The 25,839-nt window shown below is 57.2% G+C and carries 28 protein-coding genes; 8 read left to right on the top strand and 20 right to left on the bottom strand.

Annotated features, from left to right (window positions below):
* Positions 1 to 16: 16 nt before the first annotated feature.
* On the top strand, positions 17 to 883 hold the full coding sequence (locus KFJ24_RS13485; RefSeq protein ID WP_250831608.1) for a phosphoribulokinase: 867 nt from the start codon (positions 17 to 19) through the stop codon (positions 881 to 883).
* Positions 884 to 889: 6 nt separating this feature from the next.
* On the opposite strand, the gene KFJ24_RS13480 is transcribed toward KFJ24_RS13485, so the two are convergent.
* The 3 genes from KFJ24_RS13480 to KFJ24_RS13470 all read right to left on the bottom strand — a co-directional run bounded on the left by KFJ24_RS13480 (position 890) and on the right by KFJ24_RS13470 (position 3,565).
* Entirely contained in the window at positions 890 to 1,735 is an 846-nt protein-coding gene (locus KFJ24_RS13480) for a pirin family protein (RefSeq protein WP_250831607.1), read from the bottom strand.
* 352 nt (positions 1,736 to 2,087) lie between these two features.
* Positions 2,088 to 2,882, bottom strand: a complete 795-nt coding sequence (gene speD, locus KFJ24_RS13475; RefSeq protein WP_250831606.1) for an adenosylmethionine decarboxylase — start codon at positions 2,880 to 2,882, stop codon at positions 2,088 to 2,090.
* Between the two features lie 260 nt (positions 2,883 to 3,142).
* Entirely contained in the window at positions 3,143 to 3,565 is a 423-nt protein-coding gene (locus KFJ24_RS13470; protein ID WP_250831605.1) for an OsmC family protein, read from the bottom strand.
* Between the two features lie 296 nt (positions 3,566 to 3,861).
* Here KFJ24_RS13470 and crp point away from each other — a divergent pair, with 296 nt between their 5' ends.
* The gene (gene crp / locus KFJ24_RS13465) at positions 3,862 to 4,503 is read left to right on the top strand and encodes a cAMP-activated global transcriptional regulator CRP (RefSeq protein WP_007153756.1); all 642 of its coding nucleotides are present in this window, start codon (positions 3,862 to 3,864) and stop codon (positions 4,501 to 4,503) included.
* 70 nt (positions 4,504 to 4,573) lie between these two features.
* Here the strand turns inward: crp and modC are convergent, their stop codons facing one another.
* The 6 genes from modC to KFJ24_RS13435 all read right to left on the bottom strand — a co-directional run bounded on the left by modC (position 4,574) and on the right by KFJ24_RS13435 (position 9,890).
* Positions 4,574 to 5,656 (bottom strand): molybdenum ABC transporter ATP-binding protein, encoded by a 1,083-nt coding sequence (gene modC / locus KFJ24_RS13460; protein WP_250831604.1) that lies wholly within the window; start codon positions 5,654 to 5,656, stop codon positions 4,574 to 4,576.
* Positions 5,653 to 6,330, bottom strand: a complete 678-nt coding sequence (gene modB, locus KFJ24_RS13455) for a molybdate ABC transporter permease subunit (protein ID WP_250831603.1) — start codon at positions 6,328 to 6,330, stop codon at positions 5,653 to 5,655. Before modB ends, modC begins: the two co-directional genes overlap by 4 nt.
* A gap of 20 nt (positions 6,331 to 6,350) precedes the next feature.
* On the bottom strand, positions 6,351 to 7,067 hold the full coding sequence (modA, locus tag KFJ24_RS13450; RefSeq protein ID WP_434968016.1) for a molybdate ABC transporter substrate-binding protein: 717 nt from the start codon (positions 7,065 to 7,067) through the stop codon (positions 6,351 to 6,353).
* A 70-nt stretch (positions 7,068 to 7,137) separates the two neighbouring features.
* Complete coding sequence (locus KFJ24_RS13445; protein WP_250831602.1) at positions 7,138 to 8,088, bottom strand: alpha/beta hydrolase; 951 nt, start codon at positions 8,086 to 8,088, stop codon at positions 7,138 to 7,140.
* Positions 8,051 to 9,028 (bottom strand): sterol desaturase family protein, encoded by a 978-nt coding sequence (locus KFJ24_RS13440; RefSeq protein WP_250831601.1) that lies wholly within the window; start codon positions 9,026 to 9,028, stop codon positions 8,051 to 8,053. The genes KFJ24_RS13445 and KFJ24_RS13440 overlap by 38 nt, the downstream gene beginning before the upstream one ends.
* Positions 9,029 to 9,143: 115 nt before the next feature.
* Positions 9,144 to 9,890 carry a glutathione S-transferase family protein gene (locus KFJ24_RS13435; RefSeq protein WP_250831600.1) on the bottom strand — a complete coding sequence of 249 codons (747 nt, stop codon included), beginning with the start codon at positions 9,888 to 9,890 and terminating at the stop codon, positions 9,144 to 9,146.
* 154 nt (positions 9,891 to 10,044) lie between these two features.
* On the opposite strand from KFJ24_RS13435, the gene KFJ24_RS13430 reads away from it, so the two are divergent.
* Positions 10,045 to 11,022 carry an META domain-containing protein gene (locus KFJ24_RS13430; protein ID WP_250831599.1) on the top strand — a complete coding sequence of 326 codons (978 nt, stop codon included), beginning with the start codon at positions 10,045 to 10,047 and terminating at the stop codon, positions 11,020 to 11,022.
* Here the strand turns inward: KFJ24_RS13430 and KFJ24_RS13425 are convergent.
* The 4 genes from KFJ24_RS13425 to KFJ24_RS13410 all read right to left on the bottom strand — a co-directional run bounded on the left by KFJ24_RS13425 (position 10,998) and on the right by KFJ24_RS13410 (position 15,104).
* Complete coding sequence (locus KFJ24_RS13425) at positions 10,998 to 11,840, bottom strand: substrate-binding periplasmic protein (protein ID WP_250831598.1); 843 nt, start codon at positions 11,838 to 11,840, stop codon at positions 10,998 to 11,000. The genes KFJ24_RS13430 and KFJ24_RS13425 overlap by 25 nt on opposite strands.
* Before the next feature lie 82 nt (positions 11,841 to 11,922).
* The gene (locus KFJ24_RS13420) at positions 11,923 to 12,981 is read right to left on the bottom strand and encodes a quaternary amine ABC transporter ATP-binding protein (RefSeq protein WP_250831597.1); all 1,059 of its coding nucleotides are present in this window, start codon (positions 12,979 to 12,981) and stop codon (positions 11,923 to 11,925) included.
* A 10-nt stretch (positions 12,982 to 12,991) separates the two neighbouring features.
* Positions 12,992 to 14,026: an ABC transporter permease gene (locus KFJ24_RS13415; RefSeq protein WP_250831596.1), complete on the bottom strand. Its 1,035-nt coding sequence runs from the start codon at positions 14,024 to 14,026 to the stop codon at positions 12,992 to 12,994.
* Between the two features lie 106 nt (positions 14,027 to 14,132).
* Positions 14,133 to 15,104: an ABC transporter substrate-binding protein gene (locus tag KFJ24_RS13410; RefSeq protein WP_250831595.1), complete on the bottom strand. Its 972-nt coding sequence runs from the start codon at positions 15,102 to 15,104 to the stop codon at positions 14,133 to 14,135.
* Positions 15,105 to 15,592: 488 nt separating this feature from the next.
* On the opposite strand from KFJ24_RS13410, the gene KFJ24_RS13405 reads away from it, so the two are divergent.
* From KFJ24_RS13405 to KFJ24_RS13390, 4 genes are all read left to right on the top strand, one after another.
* Positions 15,593 to 16,327, top strand: coding sequence for an alpha/beta fold hydrolase (locus tag KFJ24_RS13405; protein WP_250831594.1), 735 nt, complete (start codon positions 15,593 to 15,595; stop codon positions 16,325 to 16,327).
* Positions 16,328 to 16,424: 97 nt separating this feature from the next.
* Positions 16,425 to 17,042 carry a glutathione S-transferase family protein gene (locus KFJ24_RS13400; RefSeq protein WP_250831593.1) on the top strand — a complete coding sequence of 206 codons (618 nt, stop codon included), beginning with the start codon at positions 16,425 to 16,427 and terminating at the stop codon, positions 17,040 to 17,042.
* Between the two features lie 37 nt (positions 17,043 to 17,079).
* Positions 17,080 to 17,745 (top strand): glutathione S-transferase family protein, encoded by a 666-nt coding sequence (locus KFJ24_RS13395; protein WP_250831592.1) that lies wholly within the window; start codon positions 17,080 to 17,082, stop codon positions 17,743 to 17,745.
* 47 nt (positions 17,746 to 17,792) lie between these two features.
* A complete protein-coding gene (locus KFJ24_RS13390; protein ID WP_250831591.1) occupies positions 17,793 to 18,407 on the top strand; it encodes a DUF4202 domain-containing protein in 615 nt (204 codons plus the stop codon).
* On the opposite strand, the gene trpC is transcribed toward KFJ24_RS13390, so the two are convergent.
* From trpC to rpe, 6 genes are all read right to left on the bottom strand, one after another.
* The gene (gene trpC, locus KFJ24_RS13385; protein ID WP_250831590.1) at positions 18,408 to 19,229 is read right to left on the bottom strand and encodes an indole-3-glycerol phosphate synthase TrpC; all 822 of its coding nucleotides are present in this window, start codon (positions 19,227 to 19,229) and stop codon (positions 18,408 to 18,410) included.
* Between the two features lie 12 nt (positions 19,230 to 19,241).
* The gene (trpD, locus tag KFJ24_RS13380; RefSeq protein WP_250831589.1) at positions 19,242 to 20,270 is read right to left on the bottom strand and encodes an anthranilate phosphoribosyltransferase; all 1,029 of its coding nucleotides are present in this window, start codon (positions 20,268 to 20,270) and stop codon (positions 19,242 to 19,244) included.
* A gap of 32 nt (positions 20,271 to 20,302) precedes the next feature.
* Positions 20,303 to 20,881, bottom strand: a complete 579-nt coding sequence (locus KFJ24_RS13375; RefSeq protein ID WP_250831588.1) for an aminodeoxychorismate/anthranilate synthase component II — start codon at positions 20,879 to 20,881, stop codon at positions 20,303 to 20,305.
* Between the two features lie 15 nt (positions 20,882 to 20,896).
* Positions 20,897 to 22,384 (bottom strand): anthranilate synthase component I, encoded by a 1,488-nt coding sequence (trpE, locus tag KFJ24_RS13370; RefSeq protein WP_250831587.1) that lies wholly within the window; start codon positions 22,382 to 22,384, stop codon positions 20,897 to 20,899.
* Between the two features lie 239 nt (positions 22,385 to 22,623).
* Positions 22,624 to 23,313 (bottom strand): phosphoglycolate phosphatase, encoded by a 690-nt coding sequence (locus KFJ24_RS13365; protein ID WP_250831586.1) that lies wholly within the window; start codon positions 23,311 to 23,313, stop codon positions 22,624 to 22,626.
* Positions 23,310 to 23,996, bottom strand: coding sequence for a ribulose-phosphate 3-epimerase (gene rpe, locus KFJ24_RS13360; RefSeq protein WP_250831585.1), 687 nt, complete (start codon positions 23,994 to 23,996; stop codon positions 23,310 to 23,312). Before rpe ends, KFJ24_RS13365 begins: the two co-directional genes overlap by 4 nt.
* Positions 23,997 to 24,128: 132 nt before the next feature.
* On the opposite strand from rpe, the gene KFJ24_RS13355 reads away from it, so the two are divergent.
* Entirely contained in the window at positions 24,129 to 25,070 is a 942-nt protein-coding gene (locus tag KFJ24_RS13355) for a DUF3530 family protein (RefSeq protein WP_250831584.1), read from the top strand.
* Positions 25,071 to 25,074: 4 nt separating this feature from the next.
* Here KFJ24_RS13355 and KFJ24_RS13350 read toward each other — a convergent pair whose 3' ends face one another.
* Positions 25,075 to 25,836 carry a DnaJ domain-containing protein gene (locus KFJ24_RS13350; protein ID WP_250831583.1) on the bottom strand — a complete coding sequence of 254 codons (762 nt, stop codon included), beginning with the start codon at positions 25,834 to 25,836 and terminating at the stop codon, positions 25,075 to 25,077.
* Positions 25,837 to 25,839: the final 3 nt, after the last annotated feature.

The raw sequence follows: 25,839 nt of genomic DNA, 5'->3' as shown, positions 1-25,839 counted from the left end.
CGGAACACGTCCTGTTATGTCCAAGCGTCATCCCATCATCGCTGTTACCGGTTCATCCGGAGCCGGAACCACGACTACCGGGCAAATCTTCAGCCGGATGTTTGCCAGTGAGGGGCTGAAACCGGCCACAGTGAGCGGAGACAGCTTTCACCGTTATAATCGCGAGCAAATGGCCCGGTTGGCGGCCAAGGGACAGTTCGGCGAGCGAAACCATTTTGCCCTTGCAGCCAATCATATCGATAAGCTGGAAGCCCTGTTTTACGATTACGGTCACACCGGTAACGGTCGGTATCGCCAGTATGTCCATGACGAGGATCGGGATCTGGTGATCGCAGGCCACAAACCCGGAACCTTTACGCCCTGGGGGCCGCTGCCTGCGGAAACCGACCTTCTCTTCTACGAGGGTTTGCATGGGGGCGTGGTCAGTGATGCGTACAACATTGCCCAGTATGTGGATCTTTTGATTGGTGTTGTGCCGATCGTGAATCTGGAGTGGATTCAGAAGATCCGCCGGGATACCAACAAGCGGGGCTACAGTCAGCAAGCGGTGGTGGAAACCATCATCAATCGGATGGACGACTACGTTCACGACATTGTGCCGCAGTTCTCCCAGACTCACATCAATTTCCAGCGGATCCCGCTGGTGGACACCTCCAACCCGTTTGTAGTTCGCGATGTGCCTACCGAAGACGAGAGCATGCTGGTGATCCGGTTCCGGGATCCGTCCGAGGTGGACTTCCCCTATCTGCTCCAGGTGATCGCTAACAGCAGCCTGTCCCGTCATGACACTCTGGTGATACCGGGAACCAAAATGGCGCTGGCCATGGATCTGTTGGTACGACCCATGGTCCATCGCCTGATGTCCCGAAAGTCATTTGCCTGATGGCTTTCAGGCGGTAAGTCTGCCGTCCCGGAAATCCCTCAGCGTCTGCTCGATCTCTTCACGGGTATTCATCACAAACGGTCCGTATTGAACGATCGGCTCACCAATGGGCTTGCCGGCTATCAGCAACAGGCGCGCACCCTGTGCGCCGGCAGTCACGGAAATGTGGTCGCCATCTCCAAGGACATTGGCTGCACTGAGCTGCAGATCCGTGTTGCCCAGGCTGGCCTCGCCGTCATAAAGGTACAACATGCCATTGTGGGTCTCCGGCACCGGCAGAGTCACCTGGCCAGCAGGGTCCAGATGGATATCCGCGTAAACAGGCTGGGTACTTCGTCCCGTTACGGCTCCAGCATGGGGGATGCCGTCAATCACCAGTGTGCCCGCGATCAGTTTGATCTGACCGCCTGCCAAAACGATTTCAGGAATATCCTCGGGCTGGATATCGCGGTAACCAGCGTCGGTCATCTTCTCGGCAGCAGGCAGGTTCAGCCAGAGCTGGAAGCCTCGCATTACCCCCTCTTCCTGCTGGGGCATTTCCGAGTGGATTATGCCGCGCCCCGCGGTCATCCACTGCACACCCCCATTGCGAAGATCACCGCGGTTACCCAGATGATCTTCGTGGAGCATGTGTCCTTCGATCATATAGGTCACCGTTTCAAAGCCACGGTGCGGGTGGGATGGAAAGCCGGAAATGTAGTCTGCGGCATCCGCTGATCCGAACTCGTCCAGCATCAGGAAAGGGTCCAGTCGTACCGAGGGCTGCTGTCCCAGTGACCGCTTGATGCGGACGCCGGCCCCGTCAGAGGTTTCGGCACCCGGAATGACCTGTCTGAGTGTGCGTGCTGTCATTACAGACCTCCCTGCTCAAAGCAATAATAAGACCGCGGGCTCAGGCGGTCAGGGTTTCAATATTACGACCGGCTTCCTGCAGGGTGCGCTGTTTTTTTGTCATCGCCAATATCCAGGCTCTCAGCGTGCACAAATTAGAGCGCCCTCCGGTCGCTAAATCCGGGGCAGGAGCGCAGTCTGTGAGTCATTCGGCGTGCCGGTGCAGGTGCCTCCGGTGTCGATCGAGTCGTATGGGGGTATTTAACGTCGTGGCAACGAAAGATGAAATCGGAGAATCTTGGCGGGCTTATTCAGAAAATTTGATGGTCCGCGTCACGCGCCCCGGAGGGCGCTGACAGGCGTGCGGAGCGGATTATTCCACATTCCGGGAGTAGAAGATCTCGAGCATTTCCCTCCGCAGGCGATCTTCGATGGATTGGGCTTCCTTCGGATCAAGATCGCTGGCATTGACACCAAACACGTAGTTGTCCAGCTTGAAGTTCTTCAGCATCATCTTGGTGTGGAACAGGTTTTCCTGGTACACGTTCACATCGATCATCTGATAGGCGTTCTGGGTATCTTCAGTCAGGTAGTTCTGGATCGAGTTGATGTCGTGATCGATGTAGTGCTTGGTACCATCCACATCGCGGGTGAAACCGCGCACACGATAGTCCACGGTGACCACGTCCGAGTCGAAACTATGAATCAGGTAGTTCAGCACCTTGAGTGGTGAAATCAGGCCACACGTGGATACGTCGATATCGGCGCGGAAGGTACTGACGCCGTCGTGGGGGTGGCTCTCCGGGTAGGTATGCACCGTCACGTGGCTCTTGTCGAGGTGGGCCAGAATTGTATCCGGCAGGGGGCCCGGCGACTCTTCGTTATCCGGCTCTTCGCCATTGGTCAGCTCATGCTCGGCAATCAGCATGGTGACGGATGCCCCATGGGGCTCGTAGTCCTGGCGAGCAATATTGAGAACGTTGGCGCCGATAATCTTGACCACGTCCGTCAGGATCTGGGTCAGGCGCTCGGCATTGTACATTTCGTCGATGTAGTCGATGTAAGCTGCACGCTGCTCTTCTGTCTGCGCATAACAGATGTCGTAGATATTGAAGCTCAGGGATTTGGTCAGGTTGTTGAAACCGTGTAGCTGGAGTTTGTTTTCCATGCTCAGCCCCTCCGGATGATGGAAATGAATGACTGCAGAGCTGCTATCAGGCGCTCTGCCGAGGCGGCCACCGACTACTGACCCGGTTGTTCACCTTTTGCGCAGACCGGCGGAGAGGGTGCGTATTATGCACACCGCAAGTGACATTGGATAGTATTCACCGGGACATTTTAGCATCCGTGATTTCCGCTGCACCTGGATGGCCGGATAAGGCACGAGACGGCCTTTGGGGTTCGGCTCTGCCATTGATCCCGGTCAGATTATTCAGCTTCCCGAATTTCGTGGCTGTGGGTGATTTCGACGCCGGCTTTTTCCAGCATGATGGAGGCGGAACAGTATTTTTCAGCCGACAGGCTGACTGCTCGCTTGACCAGGTTTTCTTTCAGGCCGTGACCAGTGACGATGAAGTGCAGATGGATCCTGGTGAACACCGCTGGCACAGCATCGGCGCGTTCCGCTTCCAGTTCGGCATGACAGGCAGTCACGTCCTGACGGCTTTTTTTGAGGATGCTCATAACGTCAAAGGAAGAGCACCCACCCAGCCCCATCAGCATCATTTCCATCGGGCGTGGCCCAAGGTTTTCTCCGCCATGATCCGGTGGGCCATCGAGCTGAACACTGTGGCCACTGGCGCTGGTGGTCTTGAAGCTGGCGTTGCCGGTCCAGTCAACGGTTGCTTTCATCGCGCTTGATCTCCGAGTCAATTTGGTTGTGAGCCGGCATGGACCGGCGGCCGATACAGATTATTGAGGCAGGATGCTAGCACAGTCGCATTTATGCGACAGCCGTCTATCAGTGGATGCGGATACATCTTGTATACTCTTTCCGGTTGCCCAACTCAGGCCTTCTTGCTATAAGTTGCGGTGTTTGTGAATAAAAATGAACGAACCCGCAGGGAAAGCCGGGTGCATAACAATCATTGGGGTCCGCCAGTATTTCATTGGGATCCGCCAGTATTTTAGGAGGCACGACTCGCATTATGGCCACTATCGTCAAGCCGGTTGAGCAAAAGACCAAACATCTCGACTATTTCCTTTCGCAGTGCCATCGCCGCCGTTATCCAGCCAAGAGTACGATTATCTATGCAGGGGACAAAAGTGACTCCCTGTTTTACATCGTCAAGGGGTCCGTCACGGTGATCATCGAAGATGATGACGGTCGCGAGATGATCATGGCCTACCTGAACGCTGGCGACTTCTTCGGCGAGATGGGTCTTTTCGATAACATGGATTCCCGCAGTGCCTGGGTGAAAGCCAAGACCGAGTGTGAGGTGGCGGAGATTTCCTACACCAAATTCCGGGAAATTGCCCAGCAGGACCCCAGGGTGCTCTACTTCATCGGTGAGCAGATGGCCTCGCGCCTGCGCCAGACCACTCGCAAGGTGGGCGACCTGGCCTTCCTGGATGTGACCGGTCGTGTTGCTCGCACCCTGCTGGATCTCTGCAAGGAGCCGGATGCCATGACCCATCCGGATGGTATGCAGATCAAGATTACCCGCCAGGAAATTGGCCGCATTGTGGGTTGTTCCCGCGAGATGGTGGGCCGAGTCCTTAAAACTCTTGAAGATCAGGGGCTGGTTCGGGTCAAGGGCAAAACCATGGTGGTTTACGGAACCCGTTAATTCACCTGGAAGCTCCCGGTGTTCGACAAAAGGCCGCTGATTCCAGCGGTTTTTGCGTTTTTTTGGGCTGTCAGTCCACGATTGCCACGGACTTGATCTGCATCCAGACTTGCTGGCCCTGCTCAATAGCGAGCGCATGGACAGCCCGACTGGTCAGGCGGGCAAGAAACGGAGTTTGTCCGGCCAGAAGGCGTACCATGGAAGTACCGGGACTGAGGTTTGAGGCAATTTCGTCAACGCTGGCAACAATCAGGTTCTGTATGCTCTGATCGGTCTGTTCGGTCAGGGCGAGGCTGATGTCCCGTGCCAGCACCTGCAGGCGAACCGGTTGTCCGATTACCAACCTCTCGTCGGCGCGAAGCCATAGGTGGCCACCGCTGAAATCCGCGCGGCACAGGTGCCACTGATCGTCCCGTTCCCTGATCACCGCCTCAATGATGACTCCCGCATCCTCCTCCAGTCCAAACGGTTGGTCAGTCCTGGCGAGTATCTCCTGAAGTGGCCCCTCGGCGACGACGCTGCCGTTATCCATCATCACGATGTGATCCGCCAACCTGGCAACCTCTGCTGCCGAGTGGGAGACATAGAGTATGGGGATGGAGAGAGTATCCCGGAGGGCCTCGAGGTACAGCATGATTTCCTGCTTACTGCCCTGATCCAACGCAGACAGCGGCTCATCCATCAGCAACAGGCGGGGACTGGTCAGCAACGCCCTGGCAATGGCCACACGCTGGCGTTCTCCGCCCGACAGTTTTGCCGGCATACGCTCCAGAAGGTTCGCGAGCCCCAGCCAGTTTACCGCCTGGTCAAATGAGATCTGACGTTCCGTTTTCGGGAGGCGCCGGTAACCGTACATCAGGTTGCGCCTTACGGAGAGGTGGGGGAACAGACTTGTTTCCTGAAATACATAGGCGAGCGGGCGCTGGTGGACTGGGCGGCTGAAGGAAGCACTTTGCCACTCGTCACCATTAACGGACATGGTTCCTTCCGCTGGCTGCAGGCCGGCCATGCAGCGGAGTAACGTCGTTTTTCCGCAGCCGGAGTGACCGAAAAGAGCGGTGAGTCCGCGACCGGGAAGGTTCAGCTCGACATCCAGATGAAACCCTTCGAAGTGGCACTGGAAGTGCGCCTGTATGCCCGGTGATTTCGTCATTTCACCATCCCGGACTGTAACCGACCATTGAGCGAATACAGGGCGACCAGGACCACGAATGAGAAAACGACCATGCCGGCCGCCAGCCAGTGGGCCTGGGTATACTCCAGGGATTCCACATGATCATAGATTGCGACAGAGAGCACCTTGGTCTCGCCTGGTATGTTACCGCCAATCATCAGAACGACACCAAACTCGCCGATGGTATGCGCGAAGGTTAATACGCATGCAGTGAGAAAACCGGGGCGAGCCAGGGGCACCACCACTGAAAAGAAACGGTCCATAGGTGAGGCCCGAAGCGTCGCTGCGGCTTCCAGGAGTTGCTGGTTGACTGTCTGAAAGGCGTTTTGCAGAGGCTGGACTGTAAACGGCAGTGAATAAATAACCGAGGCAATCACCAGGCCTTCGAATGTAAAAGGAAGCAAACCCAGTCCTATCTGTTCGGTCAGCCTGCCGACCAGGCCCTCGGGGCCCATCAGAATCAGCAGGTAAAAGCCGAGAACGGTGGGCGGTAATACCAGCGGCAGGGCGACGACGGCAGCAACAGGTTGCCTCAGCCAGTGCTGGCTTCGTGCCAGCCACCAGGCAATGGGGGTGCCAATCAACAGCAGCAGGGCCGTGGTAAAACCGGCAAGTTTCAGTGTGAGCCACACGGGCTCCCAGTATGTGTGCATGATATCGACCAGATTACCGATCAGCGTTGGGTTTCATAACCGTACCTCTCAATGATCCTCCTGGCCTCTTCGCCTTGCAGGAATGAGAGCCAATGGTGAGCAGCGTCGTTTTTCTCACCATGGGACAGCAGGATAGCCTGTTGATCAATGGGGGAATACAGGCCCGGCGGGATAAGCCAGAGGGATCCGCCTTGATTCCCCCAGGCAAGGACCTGAGAAAGCGCTACAAAACCGGCCTGGGCATTGGCGGTGGCCACGAACTGGAAGGTCTGGGCGATGGAGTCGCCGCGAACCAGCCTGGGTTGCAGAGGGGCCCAGAGATTAAGGCGGGAAAGCACCTGCTTGGCTGCCAGCCCATAGGGGGCAGTCTTGGGATTGGCAATGGCGAGCCGCGCAAATCCTGTCGATGCCAGCCAGTCTTCCGGTGGATTAAAGGCATTCCGTTGCGGGCTCCAGAGTACCAGTTTGCCTTTTGCATAGGTAAACCGGGTGCCGGTTACCCCGTGGCCATTCTCCTCCAAAAGCTCTGGCCTGCGGCTGTCGGCGGCCAGGAAGGCGTCAAACGGCGCCCCGTTCCGAATCTGGGCATACAGCTTGCCGGTGGATCCGAAGCTTGCCGACGCTTCCAGTCCGCTGGCCTGGGCGAAAGCCGTGATGAGCTCACGGGCGGTATCGGTAAAATTTGCGGCAATCGCAAGGCGGACATCGGCTGCAAACGAGGTGCCGCTGAAGGCCAACAGCGAAACCAAACCTGCGATATGTATAAATTGGAGTTTCAGGAACGGCAATTGCGAAGTCTCTGATTGTTCAGGTGGTTTCCAGTCTTTTTTCACTCGGCTTTTCATCATGCCCTTGAGGCGGGGGAACACACAAGGACTGAATGTAGGCACGGACCTCTGCGGCATTGGTTTCATTCAGCATTTCATGCCGTCCGCCCCTGAACAGGCGAAGAGTGACGCGTTGAACCCCGGCATCCCGGATAGACTGGAAATGGCGGGTCATGCCATTTCCCATCTCGCCTACCGGATCATCCGTGCCGGCAAACAGGTGCACAGGAAGGTCCTTGCGCCACTGTTTCGGATCTATCGCCAGCATGCCCCGAATAAAGTCATGCCACAGCCCTGTGGTGCATGTGAACCCACAGAGAGGGTCCGCTATGTACTGGTCGACCTGGGCGGTATCCCGGCTGAGCCAGTCGCATTCGGTACGGTTTGGTTTGAACTGGCTGTTGAATTTGCCAAAGGTCATTTTGGTGATGATCCGGCTTTGATGGTGGCATCCGTAGAGCTTTCGGATCCCACCGATCAAAGCCCGGGAGGCCAGCAGTTCGGTGCGGTTGATGCGATTGGTGGCACTGAGGATCAGTGCGTCCAGCGAATCGCCGTGCTTCTGGGCGCAGCTCTGGGCAATAAAGGAGCCCATGCTGTGACCCATCAGTACAAGCGGTACAGCCGGAAAGCGTTTACGGGTATGAAGCAGCACCCGGTGCAGATCATCGGTGACCTTGCTCCAGCCATTGTTGTCGCTGTAATGGCCGAGCCGATGTTTGGGGCATCCGGGGCCGTGGCCCCGGTGGTTGAACGTAACGACGCCAATCCCCTGGTTTGCCAGCGAGCGCGCAAAGTCTGTGTAGCGCCCAGCGTGTTCAGCCATTCCGTGGGAGATAACCAGAGTCGCACCGGCGGTGTCCGGGCAGAAAACAGTGCCGGAGATAATGTGGTCATCCTGGCTGGTCAGTTTTAGCGGCTGTTCGTGCATGGGGTGATCCTGAGTCTGTTGATGCCGGACGTTCCCATTCCGGTGGTTTCCAAAGGTGTCTGAGCCGTGACAATAGACCGCCCGGGCGGGCCATGTCGCGGAACAGGTCCACGTATTCGTGGGTCCAGAGCACAAACAGGTTGTTTGAGGACACTGGGCGGGTAATGCCGTAATGGGGGGGATCCTTGGCATCCTCGTCAACGAACGACCCGAACAGGCGATCCCAGATGATCAGTGTGCCGCCGTAGTTGCGATCAATGTAACCGGGGTTGCGCCCGTGATGTACCCGGTGGTGGCTGGGTGTGTTAAACAGCAGCTCGACCCACCCCGGCAGGCGGCCGACCAGCGTGGTGTGGATGAAGAACTGATAGACCAGTGACAGGGCGTAGGCGACCCCGATCCAGACCGGGTTGAACCCGATCAGGGCCATGGGCAGGTAAAACATCCACATGCCGTTAAAGATGTTGGTGGCATTCTGGCGCATGGCGGTAGAGAAGTTCATGCGTTCAGAGGAATGATGGACAACATGGGCGGCCCAGAACCAGCGTATCCGGTGGCTGGCCCGGTGCATCCAGTAAAAGCAGAAATCGACGCCGAGGAAGGTCAGGAAGCCAGTCATCCAGTCGAGTTCCAGATCGAACAGCCGGTAGTGGTAACAAAGCGCGTAGACCGGAAACGCGATCATGCCCGCGAACAGCAGTTCGGTGACCTGATAGCCTGCGCCAAGGGCGAAATTCCGGACGGCTTCCCGGGTATCCATCAGTTTTGGGTTGTGGCGTATTTTCAGGTATTCCCAGAGTGTGACGGCCACGAATACCGGTGTTGCGAAGACAAAGATAAGCTGCCGTTCATCCAGTGCCAGCCAGGGCGAAACCGTATCCCAGAGCTCCAGCATACCGCTGTTCTCGAGCACGGCCAGGAGCATGTCAGTCAGAGCCATAAGCGACCTGTCAGAATTGTTATTGTTCAGGGCCTATTGTGGCATGGCTGTGGACAGTTTTATTTGTCGCTTTCCGCCATAAATACTGGCGATTTACGCCAGTATCGCTCCGGGATCAGCGGTGTTTCCGGTGGTCTTTATAGATTCTGGAAAGCACCTCAAGCTCTGGTTGCCACTGGTCCAGCCAGTCCTTGATATCTTTGGGAATCTTGCTGGTTTTCGGCCAGGGCACTGGATACTCGGTAGGCTGGAACATTGGTGCGAACAGGGCGGCTGCGGTCAGGTCCGCACGTGTAAACGTATCGCCCGCCAGGAAAGGTTGCTTGCTGTAAGTCGCTGCCAGTTCCTTCAGCAGACCTTCCATCACTTCTCGTGATTGCCCCGCCGTTTTCTCGTTGATCTTCATCCATTTACGCATCAGTTCATCGACGCGGCTGAAGGCCAGGCTGAGCATGATCCGGTTATAGAATGGCGTGCCGGCAGCCAGCATGGGCACGACAACTTTCGGGCGTTGCAGAAAGTGATGGTAGGAATAGCAGCGGATGGCCGGGCCGGCCTCCTCATCCAGTCTTTTCTCCCAGGCCAGGGCCTGCTCCCGACTATCGGCATCGGCGGGGGTCAGCGGCTGGTCCGGGAAGGTTTCGTCGAGGTAATCGAGGATTTCGGCTGACCCCTGAATAATATGGCCGTCGTGATCGAGAACCGGAACCGACGATTCTCGACCGGTTAATCTTCGGATCGTTTTCACATGCTGGCCAGGGAGCAGGGTCGTCGTCTGATAACTGAGCCCCTTGAAATCCAGAGCCCAGCGAATTTTTTCGCAATAGTGGGAAATGGCGAACTGGTAAAGCTTGAGGGCCATAAGGTGTCTCCTGATGTTGGCCTCCCAGCATAATGCTGAACGAACCGGATAAGAAGTACGGTGCGACAGTCTGTTGAATCGGGTAATGGATAGCCTCTGCCGCCAGGGAGTTTTACACTATGGCCGGACCTTCACAAGACCAAGGGAACTGACCATGTACTCACGACGAGTTTCTTCGTTGTCCGTCGTTGCCGCTGCCGGACTCCTGTTTTCTGGCTGTGCCACCGTCAACGAACCGAAGGAACCGATTGGCGGCCACTACACCTGCGGGCAACTGGATATTGAGGTGTCAGCGAATGACGACAGTCGGCTGCTGGGGGTTGATTACCTGGATAAACGGTTATTGCTCAAGCCCTCAGAAAGCGCCTCGGGGGCACTATACGTGGCTCCCGGCGATGACAGTACCCGTTTCTGGAGCAAGGGGGAGCGTGCAACGCTGACTGTCCGTGGGCAGACCTATCCGGAATGTCTGTCGCCAGGCGCGATTGAAATGCCCTTTGAGGCCCGTGGTAATGAGCCTTTCTGGCACGCTGTTGTAGAGGCTGATCAACTCGCGTTGACCCGACCCTATGAGCAGAACAAAACGCTCACTCTTCCCGTGGAACTCCAGACTGCAAACCGGCATGGCCGGAAGTTCCTGGCAGAAACCGACGGCATGCGAGTGACTCTCACCGTGGCAAGGCAGCTTTGCCAGGACACAATGTCCGGCGCTCAGTTCCCTAATCAGGCGCAGTTGACGGTTAATGGCGAGGTGTTCCAGGGCTGTGGCGGCGATCCGGAGCGTCTGCTCAGGGGGGCTGAGTGGGTGGTTGAGGATCTGGCCGGAGGCGGGATCATCGATAGCTCGCGGATTACCATTGCTTTCCTGGAGGGCAGTCGGGTAGCGGGTCGAGGATCGTGTAACCATTACGCCGGTCGTTACCAGTTGAGCGGTGAAGGCGGCCTGACGTTCAGTCAGGTGGCAACGACCCGAATGGCATGCGCGCCGTCATTGATGGCCCAGGAAGATCGTTTTCTCAATCTGATGAACCAGATATCCCGGGGCCGGATAGGGCCTCACAGAGAGCTGGTGCTGTCCACGCCGGAAGGCGTCTCAATGACAGCGTTTCAGTCTGACCATGAAAGCCCGTAGCGTGCCAGAATTTGCTCCAGGCGCCCGGAATCCCGGAGCTTGAATATGCCTTTTGAGAGCGTGGTGGCGAGCTCGGAGGACGCTGGATTGATCGGTGAAAAGGCAATATAAACCGGGGACTTTGGAAACTGTCCGGCTACTCGCAGGGAAACTCCCCGGCTTTGGTGATTAAGCGCCCATGTCATGACGCGTCGATCTTCGGGGAAAACATCCGATCTACCTTGTTCCAGTAGCTCAATGGCACGGTCCAGAGGAGAGGGGCCTGAAATGACCCAGACCTGTTCGGAATTGTCCTGGTTTGCCAGTATGTAAGCGTCCAGTTCTGGAGAATAAGAGTAACCATTGATCGCAAGGAGTGTCTGGTGCCTCAGGGATTCAACGCCTTGCCAGGTCCAGCTGCTGTCTGGGTGGGTGTACAGGGTGGTTTGGGAGTAGCCTGAGGGTTCGTCGGGAAAGATAAAATCCGGGGCATCGCCTTTAAATGCCCCCACGACCCCGTCAATATGACCATCATTTGCCTGTTGCAGCGCTCGGGCCCAGCTCATGTTGACATACTCTATGTCGAGCTTGGCCAGGGCAAATGCTTCCCGAGCTATCTCAACCATGTAGCCCTCAAGATTGTCCCCGGCGGCACAATTATGAGGGCACCATGGATCGGCGGCGATGATAATTTTACGTCTGCCCGGTACCTCGCCAGTTGTTGCGTTTGCCGGCGCAGTTTTGACTACCTTCGCCACCGCACCGGGAGCAACAGTATCCTCTGATGGCGAACATGCCGTCAGCACCAGGATCAACCCTATAAGCAAGGCTCTGGACATTTTAAAGGGACCGGTTTGTCGTTTTGCTCGACAGTCCCTTAACTATAGTCTGTACCCGCAGCCTTGTAACCTGTCAGCCGGGTCAGGCAGCCCTGCTGCTCTTGTCTCCCGAAGCCGCTGTAGGAACAAGTGCAAGCGTCAGATCCTTCATGGTCAGGACGCCTACCTGCTCGCCATCCCTTACCACCCGGAACGTCAGCCCGGTATCGCCTTTGGACAGCGAGAGGACAGATTCCAGATTATCCGTTTCCAGGATGTCTCCGGCATACTCGATATCGTCCCGGTCAGGCTGGGTCATGACCGAGCGCACGCGGAGTACACGAGCCCGGTTGATATCACTGATGAAGTCGACGATGTATGGATCGCCTGGATTGAGCAGGATGTCCTGAGGATCGCCCTGCTGAATCACTTCACCATCTTTAAGAATGACCAGATGATCGGCAAGCTTCAGTGATTCATCGAGGTCGTGGGTGATGAACACGATCGTCTTGTGGAGTTCTTCCTGAAGCTCAAGCAAAAGATCCTGCATGTCCGAACGGATCAGTGGATCTAGCGCTGAAAATGCCTCATCCATCAGCATGATCGGAGAGTTGGAAACCAGAGCGCGCGCGATTCCCACCCGCTGCTGCATGCCACCCGATAACTGGTGAGGATACTGGTTTTCGTTACCTTCCAGGCCTACCCGGGCCAGCCATTTCCTGGCTTCGCCCTCGAAGTCACCGGTTTTGAAGCCTCGAACGTCCATGGCCATTCCGGCATTCTCCAGCACAGTCCGGTGCGGAAGCAGGGCGAATTTCTGGAACACCATGGACATGCGCTCGCGACGAAGGGTGCGTAACTGCGACTCGTCATAGCTCAGCACGTCTTCGTCATCGAAATGGATCTCACCGGCTGTCGGTTCGATCAGCCGGTTCAGGTGACGTATCAGCGTTGACTTGCCTGACCCCGAGAGCCCCATGATGACAGTGATTTCACCGTCACGCATGTCCACATTGATGTCACGGAGACCCAGAACGTGGTTCTGCTTTTCAAGCAGATCTGCCTTGTTCATGCCTCGTTGCACATACTCCAGTGCTACGTCCGGCGTAGGGCCAAAAATCTTGTAGAGGTTCTTGATTGAAATCTTGATATCTCTTGCCACGTGACTGTCCTCACTGCTTTTGGGCGGCATTGATACGTGCCAGAGAAGCTTTGGTTACCCGGTCGAGGATAACCGCCAGGATAACGATGCCGAGACCCGAAACGAGGCCGACACCGAGTTCCAAGTTCCGGATACCACGCAGAACCAGCACACCGAGTCCAGGAGCCGAGACCAGGGATGCGATCACGACCATGGCCAGACTCATCATGATGGTCTGGTTTACACCCGCCATGATGTTTGGCAGTGCCAGCGGAATCTGAACTTTGTACAGCTTTTGCCTGGGTGTCATGCCGAAGGCATCGGCGGCCTCAATGACGTCTTTGTCTACCAGGCGGATACCGAGGTTGGTCAGTCGGATTACCGGGACGATGGCGTAGAGGATAATGGCAATACCGTAGAGCTTCGATTCGGTTACGCTGAACAGGAAAATCAGCGGAATCAGGTATACGAACGGCGGCAGCGTCTGCAGCATATCCAGCACCGGAATGGTAAGGCGCTGCATCATGTCGCTTCGGGACATGGCAATACCGATGGGGACCCCCAGCAACACACACAAGAACGCGCAAACCAGGATAATACCGAGGGTTTGCATGGCGTACTCGTAATAATCGATGAAGGCCAACGTCGCGAAGCTGACCGCAACAAAGCAAACCAGTTTCCAGGATTTGCTCACCAGAAATACCACCACCAGCAGCAATGGGATGATGATCCACCAGGGAGCGCTCAGCATTGCGTAAAGGGTGCCATCCAGGGCCCAGCTCAAAGGTTGGGTAATGGGGTCAAGGATAATGCTGAGGTTGTCCTTGATGGCGAGGAATCCCTCTTCAAGCCCCTTGGTCAGCTCCCGCGACTGCGGAAAGTTTGGACAGGCTTCGTTGAGGGCATCCATGGAGGGGAACGGCAAATCCCAAATCGACGTTTCGGGAGTTTCTTCGCCTTTTGTCTTCGATAGCAGTTGCGCCATCGACATGGGGGCGTCGCTCTTGCCCGCGGAACACCAGTCTTTCAGACCGAGTGAGGAGAAAAGGGAATCGTAAGTAGCCATGATTCGTCAGGTTCCTGTGCGTATCTCCGCCAGGTCAACGGACATCGGGTTATTTAGGAATAAAAGCAGACAGGGCCGCTGGCGGCCCTGTCACAACCGGAAAGAATCAGCTGCCAAGGATGGCGGCGAGCTTCTCGCGCGCTGAATCGTTGAGCCACTCCTTCCAGGTTTGACCGTTTTTGCTCAGGAAGTATACGGCGGCCTCTTCAGCAGAAGCATTGTTGTCGCTCTTCCAGGCCAGAACCTTGCTCATGGTGTCGGTTTCGAAGGTCATTTTGCTGAGCATATCGGCAACCTCAGGTTGCCGCTCGCGGAAGTCCGTAGTGACGGCGGTCACCACATCTGCGGCCGGGAAATCGGAGACCTTCGGGTTTTCATTGTCCCGGTTCTGATTGGCGTCGTGGGCTGCTTGATTATATTCGCCCAGATTAACACGGGTCATATCAAACTTGCCGAGCGGCACAGTGGGGCCCCAATAGTAGCCGAACCAGGGCTCGCCATTACCTACCGCGGAGGCCATGGATGAAGACAGTGTTTCACCGGAACCGTGGTTGAACACCTCCACACCGGACGCTTCCAGGTCGAGTGCTTTGATCAGGTTGTCATTGACGATGCGGCAGCCCCAGCCGTCCGGGCAGTTATTGAAACGGGCATCCACCAGCTCCGGGTTGGCCATGATGCCTTCGATGGTTTTCAGCTCCGGATGGGCCTCGGCCAGGTAGGTCGGAATCCACCATCCTTCAACACCACCAGGTGTCAGGACTTTACCGAGAGTTTCGACCTTGCCTTGCGATTCGAGGCGGGTGTAGACCTCACCGGCGGAGTTCAGCCACAGCTCGGTGACAATGTCCGGCTCGCCGTTTTCGGCGACCGACGTTACGGCCGGCACGGTATCAGAAGGAACAACGTTCACTTCACAGCCGTAGCCCTGTTCCATAACGAATTTAGCAACGTTGGTAACAACGGAAGCGGATGCCCAGTTCATTTCGGTGATTGAAACCTGGCCGCATTCGTCGGCTTGGGCGAGCGCAGGCGCAGCAGCTGCGCACAGCAAAAAAGCGGACGTAAGCTTTCGCATAGTCATTTCTCCACTTTGAGTTGATGGTTCACGAGAGGTTCAGACAGGACGTGGGTATGACCCATACAGATGTTATGAAGAGTGTTTTTTGAGTAGTACGAGTTAGTAAACAAATTATGAACGCCCTGTCACGATCTGTTTTTTAGCATAAGGATCCTGAGCAAACTTACAAGTCTGTTAGATTAAATGTGTCTCTTGTTAATACGTAAAAAGACGCATTTTCTCGGGGAAAGTCAACGTTTTGTGGCAGTTGGAAGCTAAGTTCCGATTTTTTGGGTAGGGGCATGGACAGGAAGGGATTGGTCGTCGGGTTGCCATCCACTGGCTCGATCCGGGTGTTATGTCGCTGAACCAAGGCAGCAATCCTGAGGGGTTAAGCATTATGCGTAATGCCCCTGCCAGCCATGAAAACTGGTTGCTCGCCGGGACGGAGGAGCCCATGCTGAGGGAAACCACCATCATGGACTGGTGCCGGGATTCGCAATAGCATGGACTGGATTCTGCTGCGGGGGCTAACCCGTGAACAGGCCCACTGGGGTGACTTCCCTCGACGCCTGCACACATCATTTCCGGATCACCGCTTTCATGCGGTCGACCTGCCCGGAACGGGCGTGCATTTCCGGGAAGCCAGTCCCGATACCATTGCCGGTATCCGTGAGGCTGTTTGCAGGCAAGTGAGGCATATTCCAAAACCGTTCAGTCTTCTTGGCCTGTCGATGGGCGCAATGGTCGCTCTTGATTGGGCCCAGCATGTGCCGACAGGAGAGATTCAGAACCTTGTTCTGATCAATGCCAGCTCCGGATTCAGTCCACCCTGGCGACGGATGCGCCCGGCGACCTGGCCCCGAATCGTGAGGCTGATCGTTCGCCGCGAGCTGTTCGATCGGGAAAGAGACATTCTCAGGCTGAGCTCCAATCGTGATGTGCCTCTGGAATTGGCCAAGCAGTGGTATCGCATTCAGCGGCAGCGCCCTGTCAGCAGCCGCAACGCACTTAACCAGCTGGCGGCGGCGGCCCGCTTCCGGCCGGCCAGCAAGCGGCCTCTGCCCGAGGCCCTGGTGTTGGCAAGCCGTGGTGACAGACTCGTGCACTGGAAGTGCAGTTCGGCTATCGAGCAGCGCTGGCAGTGGACCCTGAAGCTGCATCCGGACGCCGGGCATGATCTGGTAATGGATGAGCCTGAGTGGGTACTGCGTCAGCTGGATGAATGGCTGATCCGTTAATGTTGGTTGCTTGACGCAACTCTTTGTTCGGGGCAGGCTCTTCTCTTGTCTTTTATTTGTGACCGCCCAAAAAACCCCCGGAACGGAGCCAACAACAATGAAAATCTTCGAGACCAAAACCGCCCCTAATCCTCGCCGAGTCCGTATGTTTATGGCCGAGAAGGGCCTGCTGGACATGGCGGAGTTTGTTCAGATTGACCTGGCAAAGGGCGAGAACCTGACCCCGGAATACGCCGCCCGGAACCCGATGAAAAAAGTCCCGGTAATGGAGCTGGATGACGGCACTTGCATTGCCGAAACCATGGCGATTTGTCGCTACTTCGAGGAGAGCTACCCGGAGGCGCCGAGTCTGCTGGGTGATACCCCGTTGGAAAAGGCGAAGCTGGAACAGTGGCTGCGGTGGATTGAACTGTTTTTGTTCCTGCCCACGGGTATGTGCTTCCAGCATACCAGCGGCTATTTCAAGGATCGTATGAATCCGGTCAAGGAATGGGGTGAGGAGTGCGGTCAGCAGGTGGAAAAGTTCATGGGCTTCCTCGATAAGCATCTCGAAGGTAAAGAATATATCTGTTGCGATCGTTTCACGGCGGCGGATATTAACGCCTTTACCGCCATTGCCTTTGCCCGGGTGGTCAACATCCGCATCAATCCGGAACAGACCAACCTCCAGGCCTGGTACGACCGCATCAAGTCGCGTCCATCGGCGCAGGTCTGACTGCGCCGCCGCCAACACTTCCTGCCAGGAGAACGCCTTGATTGATCTATATACCTCGCCCACTCCCAACGGTCATAAAGTATCTGTATTGCTGGAGGAGATGGGCGCCGAGTACAACCTGATTCCTGTCGACCTGTCCAAGGGAGAGCAGAAAACGCCAGAGTTCCTGGCGATGAACCCCAATGGCCGCATCCCGGTGATCGTTGACCGGGACAACGATGATTTTGTCGTCTTCGAGTCCGGCGCCATCATGATTTATCTGGCCGAGAAGTATGGTCAGTTCTATCCGGGTGACCCGAGGATTCGGTCGCGCGCCCTGCAGTGGTTGATGTTCCAGATGGGCGGCGTTGGCCCGATGATGGGCCAGGCCAATGTGTTCTACCGGTATTTCCCGGAGAAGATCCAGCCGGCCATTGATCGCTATCAGCACGAATGCCGCCGCCTGTTTGAGGTTCTGGATACTCGTCTGGCGGAATCCCGGTATCTGGCCGGGGACGAGATCACCATTGCCGATTTTGCCAACTGGTGCTGGGTTCGCACCCACAAATGGTCTGGGGCTTCCGTGGACGGGCTGGAACACCTGAACCGCTGGATTGACGAGCTTTGGACCCGTCCCGGCTGTCAGGCTGGTGCCCGCAAACCGGAACGGGTGGAGAACCCGGATGATCTGGTCAAACACGCCCAGACGATGGTAACGCGTTAACCACGAGGGGTATCCTTGAAATCGCCACTGATCGACAGGAGTAGGGCATGACTGCCTCGGCACCATTAACCTGTGCGTTGGACAAAATTGATGCCGCAAACCAGGCCGATCCGAACCGGGAAACCGTCAACGGCGAGTCACTGCCCAGGGAGTACGCCTACAGCCTGCACATGACCCGCTGGTTGTTCGAGCTTGAGGCGGCCCCGTCCGAGCGCCTGCAGATTGCCTGCCGGGCCCAGCACATTGAACGCTGGACCATGCCAAGAAGTGACTATCCGGAAGGACGCAAAGCTTACTATGAATGGCGTCAGGCGTGTGGCCGCATGCACGGGCGCCGGGCTGCAGAGGTCATGGCGACGTGCGGCTACAGGCATGCGGAGTGCGAGAAGGTGGAAACCATCCTGACCAAGCGTGAGCTGCGCAGGGATGCCGACACCCAGTTATTGGAAGACGTGGCCTGTATGGTTTTCCTGGAGCGCTACTTCGCGGAATTTTATCAGCAGAAAGCGGATTATGACCGGGAAAAGTGGCTGAGGATCGTGCGCCGGACCTGGGCCAAGATGTCGCCGAGGGCGCATGATGCTGCCCTCAAACTGGCAGAGAGCATGCCGACGCACCTCCTGGAACTATTGCAGGAAGCGCTCGCTGAACCGGAGAGCTGATCAGCTCTCCGGGAAGAACAGGTCACGCAGTTTTTCGCCGGGCTCTTCGGCCCGCATGAACGACTCGCCCACCAGGAAGCCGTAAATGCCCCGGTCGGTCATGGCCAGGACATCTTCTCGGTTCATGATGCCACTTTCGGTGATGGTTAACCGGTCGGCACTGATCCGCTCGTGCAGGTCGAACGTTGTGTCCAGCGATACCTCGAACGTATGCAGGTTACGATTGTTGATGCCCACCAGCGGCGTATGCAGTGTCAGGGCGTCGTCCATTTCCTCCCCGTCGTGCACTTCCACCAGCACGTCCAGTCCGATTTCATGGGCAATGCCTTCCATTTCCTGCATCTGGTCTCTTGTCAGGCAGGCGGCGATCAGCAGGATACAGTCGGCACCGATGGCCCGGCTCTCGTAAACCTGGTATGGATCAACCATGAAGTCCTTGCGAATCACCGGTAGTCCACAGGCTGCCCGCGCGGCTACCAGGTATTCCTCGCTGCCCTGGAAAAAATCCCGGTCCGTCAGCACGGACAGGCAGGTTGCGCCGCCTTTCTCGTAGCTTTCGGCTATGGCTGGTGGCTCAAACGGTTCCCGCAGAACGCCCTTGCTCGGCGAAGCTTTTTTCACTTCCGCGATCACCGCGGGCAGTTGCTGCCCAATCTGCCGGCGCAGGGCTCCCGCAAACTCCCGGGCGGGTGGCTGATCGCCGGCCTGGGCCTTCAGATCGGCGGTGGACGTCCTTGGCCGGCGATAGGCAATTTCTTCCCATTTGCGCTCAATGATCGTACGCAGAATGGTCGGTGTTCGGTCGTTATGTCGGTCAGTCATGATCGGTGTCGCTCAGAAACACTGGGAAAAATCAGCAAGCTCGGACATCTTTCCGGCGGCCAGCCCGGAGCCCATGGCATCCAGTGCCATCTCGACACCGGCCTTCGATGTGTTGGCGAGTCCGGCTACGTAAATCGCCGCACCAGCGTTCAGGGCAATCATATCCCTGGCTTTTTCCGACATCTCGTCGTGTCCTCGGCCAAAAGCGGCGTGAATCAGTTTCAGGGAATCGTCAGCGGACTCCACGGCCAGGCCGACTAATGACTGACTCTTGATGCCCAGATCTTCCGGCGTGATGTCGTATTCGGTAATTCTGCCGTCTTTCAACTCGGCCACGTGGGTGGGACTGGCCAGACTGATTTCATCCAGGCCATCCTTTGAACAGACCACCATGATGTGCTCGGAGCCGAGGCGTTGAAGCACTTCTGCCATGGGCCGGCAGAGATCCTTGTTGAATACGCCCAGAAGCTGGCGTTTGACGCCGGCGGGGTTGGTCATGGGGCCGAGGATATTGAAGATGGTCCGGCAGCCGAGCTCCTTGCGCGGGCCGATAGCGTACTTCATGGCGCCATGATGGGCCGGAGCAAACATGAAGCCCACGCCGATCTGCTCGATGCATCGGGCGACCTGCTCGGGTGTCATGTTGAGGTTGATGCCGGCTTTTTCGATCAGGTCGGCGCTGCCGCTCTTGGAGGACACGCCGCGGTTGCCGTGCTTGGCGACAAAACCACCCGCGGCGGCAACAACAAAGGCCGAGGCGGAGGAGACGTTGAACAGGTTGGCGCCATCGCCCCCGGTGCCCACGATATCCACCAGCGGTTCGGCGCTGACGGTCACGCCGGTAGCCAGCTCACGCATGACTTCGGTGGCACCGGTGATCTCGTCAATGGTTTCGCTCTTGAGTCGCAGGCCCATGAGAAAGGCCCCGATTTGCGCGTCGGTCGCCTCGCCGTTCATGACGATACGCATCACCTGTTTCATTTCGTCCCGGGAAAGATCCAGGTTGGAGGCAATCCGGTTCAGAGCTTCTTTCATGTCCATGTTATGCGGCCTCTCGGTCGTTATTGGCTGACTCAGCTACGCAGGAAGTTGCGCAGTAGTTCGTGTCCCTGTTCCGTCATAATAGACTCGGGATGGAACTGCACACCCTCAACGGGCAGGGTCTTGTGCCGCACGCCCATGATTTCCTCCACGGAGCCGTCTTCGTGGCGGGTCCAGGCGGTGACCTCCAGGCAGTCCGGCAGGGTTTCCTGGTCAATGACCAGGCTGTGGTAGCGGGTTGCCTGCAGGGGGTTGTTAAGTCCGCGGAAGACACCGGCATCCTTGTGGTATACCGGTGATACCTTGCCGTGCATAACGCGGCCGGCGCGAATGATGTCGCCACCGTAGACCTGTCCGATGGCCTGATGCCCGAGGCAGATCCCGAGGATGGGCAGCTTGCCCGCAAAGTGGCGGATAGCCGCCATGGAGATGCCCGCCTCGTTCGGCGTGCAGGGGCCCGGGGATATCACCAGTCGTTCCGGTTTCAGGGCCTCTATCTCCTCCACCGTAATCTCGTCGTTACGGTATACCTGCACATCTGCGCCAAGTTCCGCCAGATACTGCACCACGTTGTAGGTGAAGGAGTCGTAGTTATCGATCATCAGCAGCATAATCTTTCCCTCGCCTCAGTGGTCGAAATCGTTGTAGGTCATGGCGACTGCACGGAAGATCGCGCGGCCCTTGTTCATGGTTTCCTTCCACTCAAGGCGGGGGACCGAATCGGCAACCACGCCAGCACCAGCCTGAATGTGCAGGGTGTTGTCCTTGATCACCGCGGTACGAATGGCGATAGCCGTGTCCATGTTGCCGTTGAAGGAGAGGTAGCCAACGGCACCGCCGTATACGCCCCGCTTCACGGGCTCCAGCTCGTCAATGATTTCCATGGCGCGAATTTTCGGCGCGCCACTGAGGGTGCCAGCGGGCAATGTGGCCCGGAGCACATCCAGGCAGCTGGTATTCGCGTTGAGACGGCCGGTGACATTGGAAACGATATGCATGACGTGGGAGTAGCGTTCCACGATCATCTTGTCGGTCAGCCGCACGGTACCGGTTTCCGAGACACGTCCGGCATCATTTCGGCCCAGATCGATCAGCATCAGGTGTTCGGCGATCTCTTTCGGGTCCGCCAGTAATTCGGTTTCCAGAGCCTTGTCTTCAGCATCGGTGGCGCCACGCTTGCGGGTTCCGGCGATGGGGCGGACGGTCACTTCCTCATCCTCCACCCGTGCAAGTATTTCCGGGGAGGAGCCGACAATGTGGAAGTCTTCCAGATCCAGGAAGTACATGTAAGGCGACGGATTGAGCACCCGCAGTGACCGGTAGAGATTCAGCGGCGGCGCCTCAAACGGGATGGACATGCGCTGGGAAATGACGGTCTGCATCACGTCACCGTCCAGCACGTACTCCTTGATCTTGCCGACAGCGGATTCGAATTTATCCTGGGTGAAGCCGGAGACAAAATCACTTTCGTCTACCGTCTTGCCGCGAAGATGCTCTGGCGTTCGGGGCGCATCTGCCGTTTGCCGGTGCAGACGGTTTTCCAGTTCATCAATCCGCGCCTGTGCGTTTTCATAGGCAGCTTCAACCGAGGGATCAACGTGAACGATCAGGTGCAGCTTGCCCCTGAGATTATCGAACACGACGATCTCGTCCGACACCATCAGCAGAATGTCCGGTGTGCCGATTTTATCCGGTGGGCAGCTCTTGCGCAGGCGCTTCTCGATGTAACGCACGGTGTCGTAACCAAAGTAGCCGACCAGACCACCGTTAAACCGGGGTAGCTGTTCCAGGTCCGGTGCGTTAAACCGGGCCTGATACTGCTCCACAAATGCCAGCGGGTCCTCGACCTCGGCTTCTTCCACCAGTTCGCCGCCACGCCGAATTTCGACGTGGTGATCGAAGACCTTCAACACCTCGTGACTGGGCAGGCCGATGATGGAATAACGGCCCCATTTCTCGCCCCCCTGAACGGATTCGAACAGATAGGAGTATGGGCCGCTGGCCAGTTTCAGGTAGGTGCTAAGAGGGGTGTCCAGATCCGCGAGGACTTCGCGGTAGACGGGAACACGGTTAAAGCCGGCCTCGGCGAGCTCGGAAAATTGCTCGGGTTTCATGTCTCGGTTTCCTGAAGTCTGATATGCGTTCGGGCGGCGCTGATTCGCGTCAGGGCCGTCCAGATGGTTGCCGGCTGCACAGTCGTTGGCCGGTCAGCCGCCGGGCTTGTTCAGCCAGTGCGCCATCGCCACCATCGTGTTGCGCGGGTGGTGAGGATGCCTCGCGCTGCAATCAGATTCAGTCCCTGCACGGCAGGAATCTCCCGAAGTGAAGTGATCAACGTAAAGTCCTTGTGAGATTACAAAAGCTCGGCCAGTGAATCAACAACCGCGTCTGCGCCAAGGGCATCAACCGGCTGACCAAAGTTATAGCCATAACGGACAGCCACGCAGGGCAGGCCGGCCGCCAGGGCGGCGTTGATGTCGGCGGCCGAGTCGCCCACCATCACCGTGGTCCCCGGGGTGCCGCCAAGCGCCTCCATGGCATGCAGCAAAGGCGCCGGATCCGGTTTTTTTACGGGCAGGGTATCGCCACCGATGCTGATATCAAACCAGTGATCCAGCCCCATCTGCTCCAGCAGTGGTGCGACAAACTGTTCGGGCTTGTTGGTGACAACGCCGAGGCTGCAGCCATGCTCCTTGAGCCTTGCAAGGCAAGCTTCCACGCCTTCGTACACCACTGAATGCTGGCCGTTAATTTGCTCATAGGCGTGGTAGAAGATCGCCAGGGCGTCCTTGAACAGGGCATCGTCTTTCGGGCCGGCTGGCTCCCAGTCGGTCTGACCGGCCAGGGCACGGCGAATCAGGACGCTGGCGCCATTACCAACCCAGTTGCGAACCTTGTCGATGCCAGCCGGGGTACGGCCGAGATTTTCCAGCATCTGGTCAACCGCAGCCGCCAGATCCGGCGCGCTATCTACCAGGGTGCCATCCAGGTCGAACAATGCAACGCCAGGCCATCGGGAGCTAAAAAGTCCCGCCAGGCTCATTGCTCAATCACCTTGCGCGCCCGTTCCAGTTCTTCCCGCATGGCATCGATGGTGGCCTTGTAGTCATCGGTTTTGAAGATGGCAGACCCGGCGACAAAAGTGTCGGCACCGGCTTCGGCGATCTCCCGGATGTTTTCGGTTTTGACACCGCCATCAATTTCCAGACGAATGTTGAAGTTACTCGCGTCGATACGCTTACGCGCTTCCCGTAACTTGTCCAGGGTGCCTGGAATAAATTTCTGGCCGCCGAAGCCCGGGTTTACCGACATCATCAGTACCATGTCGAGCTTGTCCATAACATGATCCATGTAGTGCAGCGGCGTGGCCGGGTTGAAGACCAGGCCGGCCTTGCAGCCGCCTTCGCGGATCAGTTGCAGGGAGCGGTCAATGTGATTGCTGGCTTCCGGATGGAAAGTGATGTAGCTCGCGCCGGCATCAATAAACATGCGGATCAGATCGTCGACCGGGGATACCATCAGATGCACATCAATCGGCGCGGTCACGCCATGCTTGCGCAGGGCTTCGCAGACCATGGGGCCAATGGTCAGATTGGGCACATAGTGATTGTCCATCACATCGAAATGAACAACGTCGGCACCGGCGGCCAGTACGTTATCGACTTCTTCACCCAGGCGGGCAAAATCGGCAGACAGGATGGATGGGGCAATCAGGTAAGGGTTCATGATGGCTCTCTCAATTACTTTGCGCACGAATCGGTTGATAATGGCATTGCCAGCGTTCCCTGCCGCACATGAAAAGCGAGTGCTAGTCTAACAGTTCGGAACGGTTTTTTCGCAGCCAAAGAGTCAGAATCTGTGTCTAGAGTCGGTATTGATTTCAGTGTCAGGTGGTGGCGGGTGTTTTCGCTGGGCCTGTGGTTTGCGTGTGCCATTGCCTTTGCCCAGGACGAGCCCGGGGAGAGCCCGTCGAAGTCCGCCATTGCTGCGCAGGAGCGTCCCGGTGTATCAACCGGTCTTGGGGAGATGGCTTTAAGCCGGTTATACCCTGAGGCGGCGGTGTGGCTGGAGCTGGAAGAGGGGGACCGCGCCCTCGGGTTATTGAACCCCGAACAGACGCTTCCCGCCAAAGGGGCGCTGCTGATTCTGGCGGACGCCGGCGGGACGGCGGCCTCGGGAGTGTCTGGAAGTCTGGCTCAGCATCTGGCTGAAAGAGGCTGGGCCGTATTGACGGTGGGACTGGATGCGCCTTCGACGTCGCTGCAGCGGTTACTGGCAAGCAGGCAGGCGTTAACGGGGAAGCAGTCTGAAAACGCCACGGGCGAGGCATCCTCAGTGATGATTGATGTCATGGAAGCGGACGGTGACGGGGGGCCTGAGGCGGCCTACCGGAACCGGGTTGGCCGGATACTGGAGGCCGGGCTCACCGAGCTGGCGAATCGGGAGTATGACAATATCGCCCTGTTGGGGGTTGGTCGGGCCAGCAACCACATTGTTGCCTTGTCGCAGGGCGGCCAGAACCTTCGTGCGATGATCTGGGTGGCGCCGGTTTTTTATCCCGGGGATGAAGCCGTTTTGGCGACCCGGCTTGGCGAGGTCGGTGTGCCCGCGGTGCTGGAACTCTATAACTCTCCGGTAGAAGGTGAAGTGCCCGGCAGGCGGAGGGAGCTCAGGTTGCTTCGGGCTGGCCTGGAAAACTTCGTACGTCAGCCGGTGGTGCTTCAACAGCCGCCCTCGGCGCAAGACGGCCAGTCTCTGGCCAGCCGGATCGATGCCTGGCTGCAATCACTGGAGCGCTGAAATTCTATCTTCGTATCGTATGATGCCGTTTGACCAGCTCCCATGCCTGCTGGTAGCGCAGTAAGCGCTCTTTTGCGGTGGCATGTTCTGCAGGACTGACATCCTGCTGTGCCAGCTTGTCAGGGTGGCATTCCGAGACCTTCTTGCGATACGTCCGCTTGATCGTGTCGAGTGAATCCCGCCGCGTCACTCCCAGCAGCGCACAGGCTTGTTCGTAACTTTTAGGCTTGGAAATGTTTTCGGCCTGTCGCACCCAGAATTTGTTGGCGTAGCTTTCAAAAATGTCGTCGCTTATGGCGATCGGCAGCCCCATCTGATCGATGACATCCTCGCAACGATACCGGCGCTGTTTTGCCGGGCGGCCCTTGAGCTGGGTGGCATGGCAGAGGCAAATAGCCACTTTCAGGGCGGGTCCTGGCCAGAACCGTTGTGTGAGCTTCAACGACAGGCCACGCAAAGCCGGGATACGAGGTGAAGCTTTCCCTTGCTGGAACCAGTTGATTGCCCGTCGGCGTTGTCGCTGGGAAAGTTTCAGTGCCTTGATCAGCCGCTCGGCATATCCGATATCCGATTCCGTAACACGACCTTCGGCCTTTGCAATGTAGCCCAGGAAAAAGAAGAGTGGATGTCGGCACCAGTGGGGCAGGTGGGCACGGTCCACAAGTGTGACAGCCTGGTGGCCGCAAGCGGATAGTTCCCGAAGCAGGCTGGAGAATTCGGCATCCAGTCGGGCGGGCAGAGTTGGCTGTCTCACGTTTTCAGACATGGT

Origin of the sequence: Marinobacter sediminum (assembly GCF_023657445.1) — a bacterium.
Taxonomy (GTDB): domain Bacteria; phylum Pseudomonadota; class Gammaproteobacteria; order Pseudomonadales; family Oleiphilaceae; genus Marinobacter; species Marinobacter sediminum_A.
The sequence above is the reverse complement of the archived record's forward strand: the minus strand, read 5'-3'. Positions and strand labels throughout refer to the sequence as shown.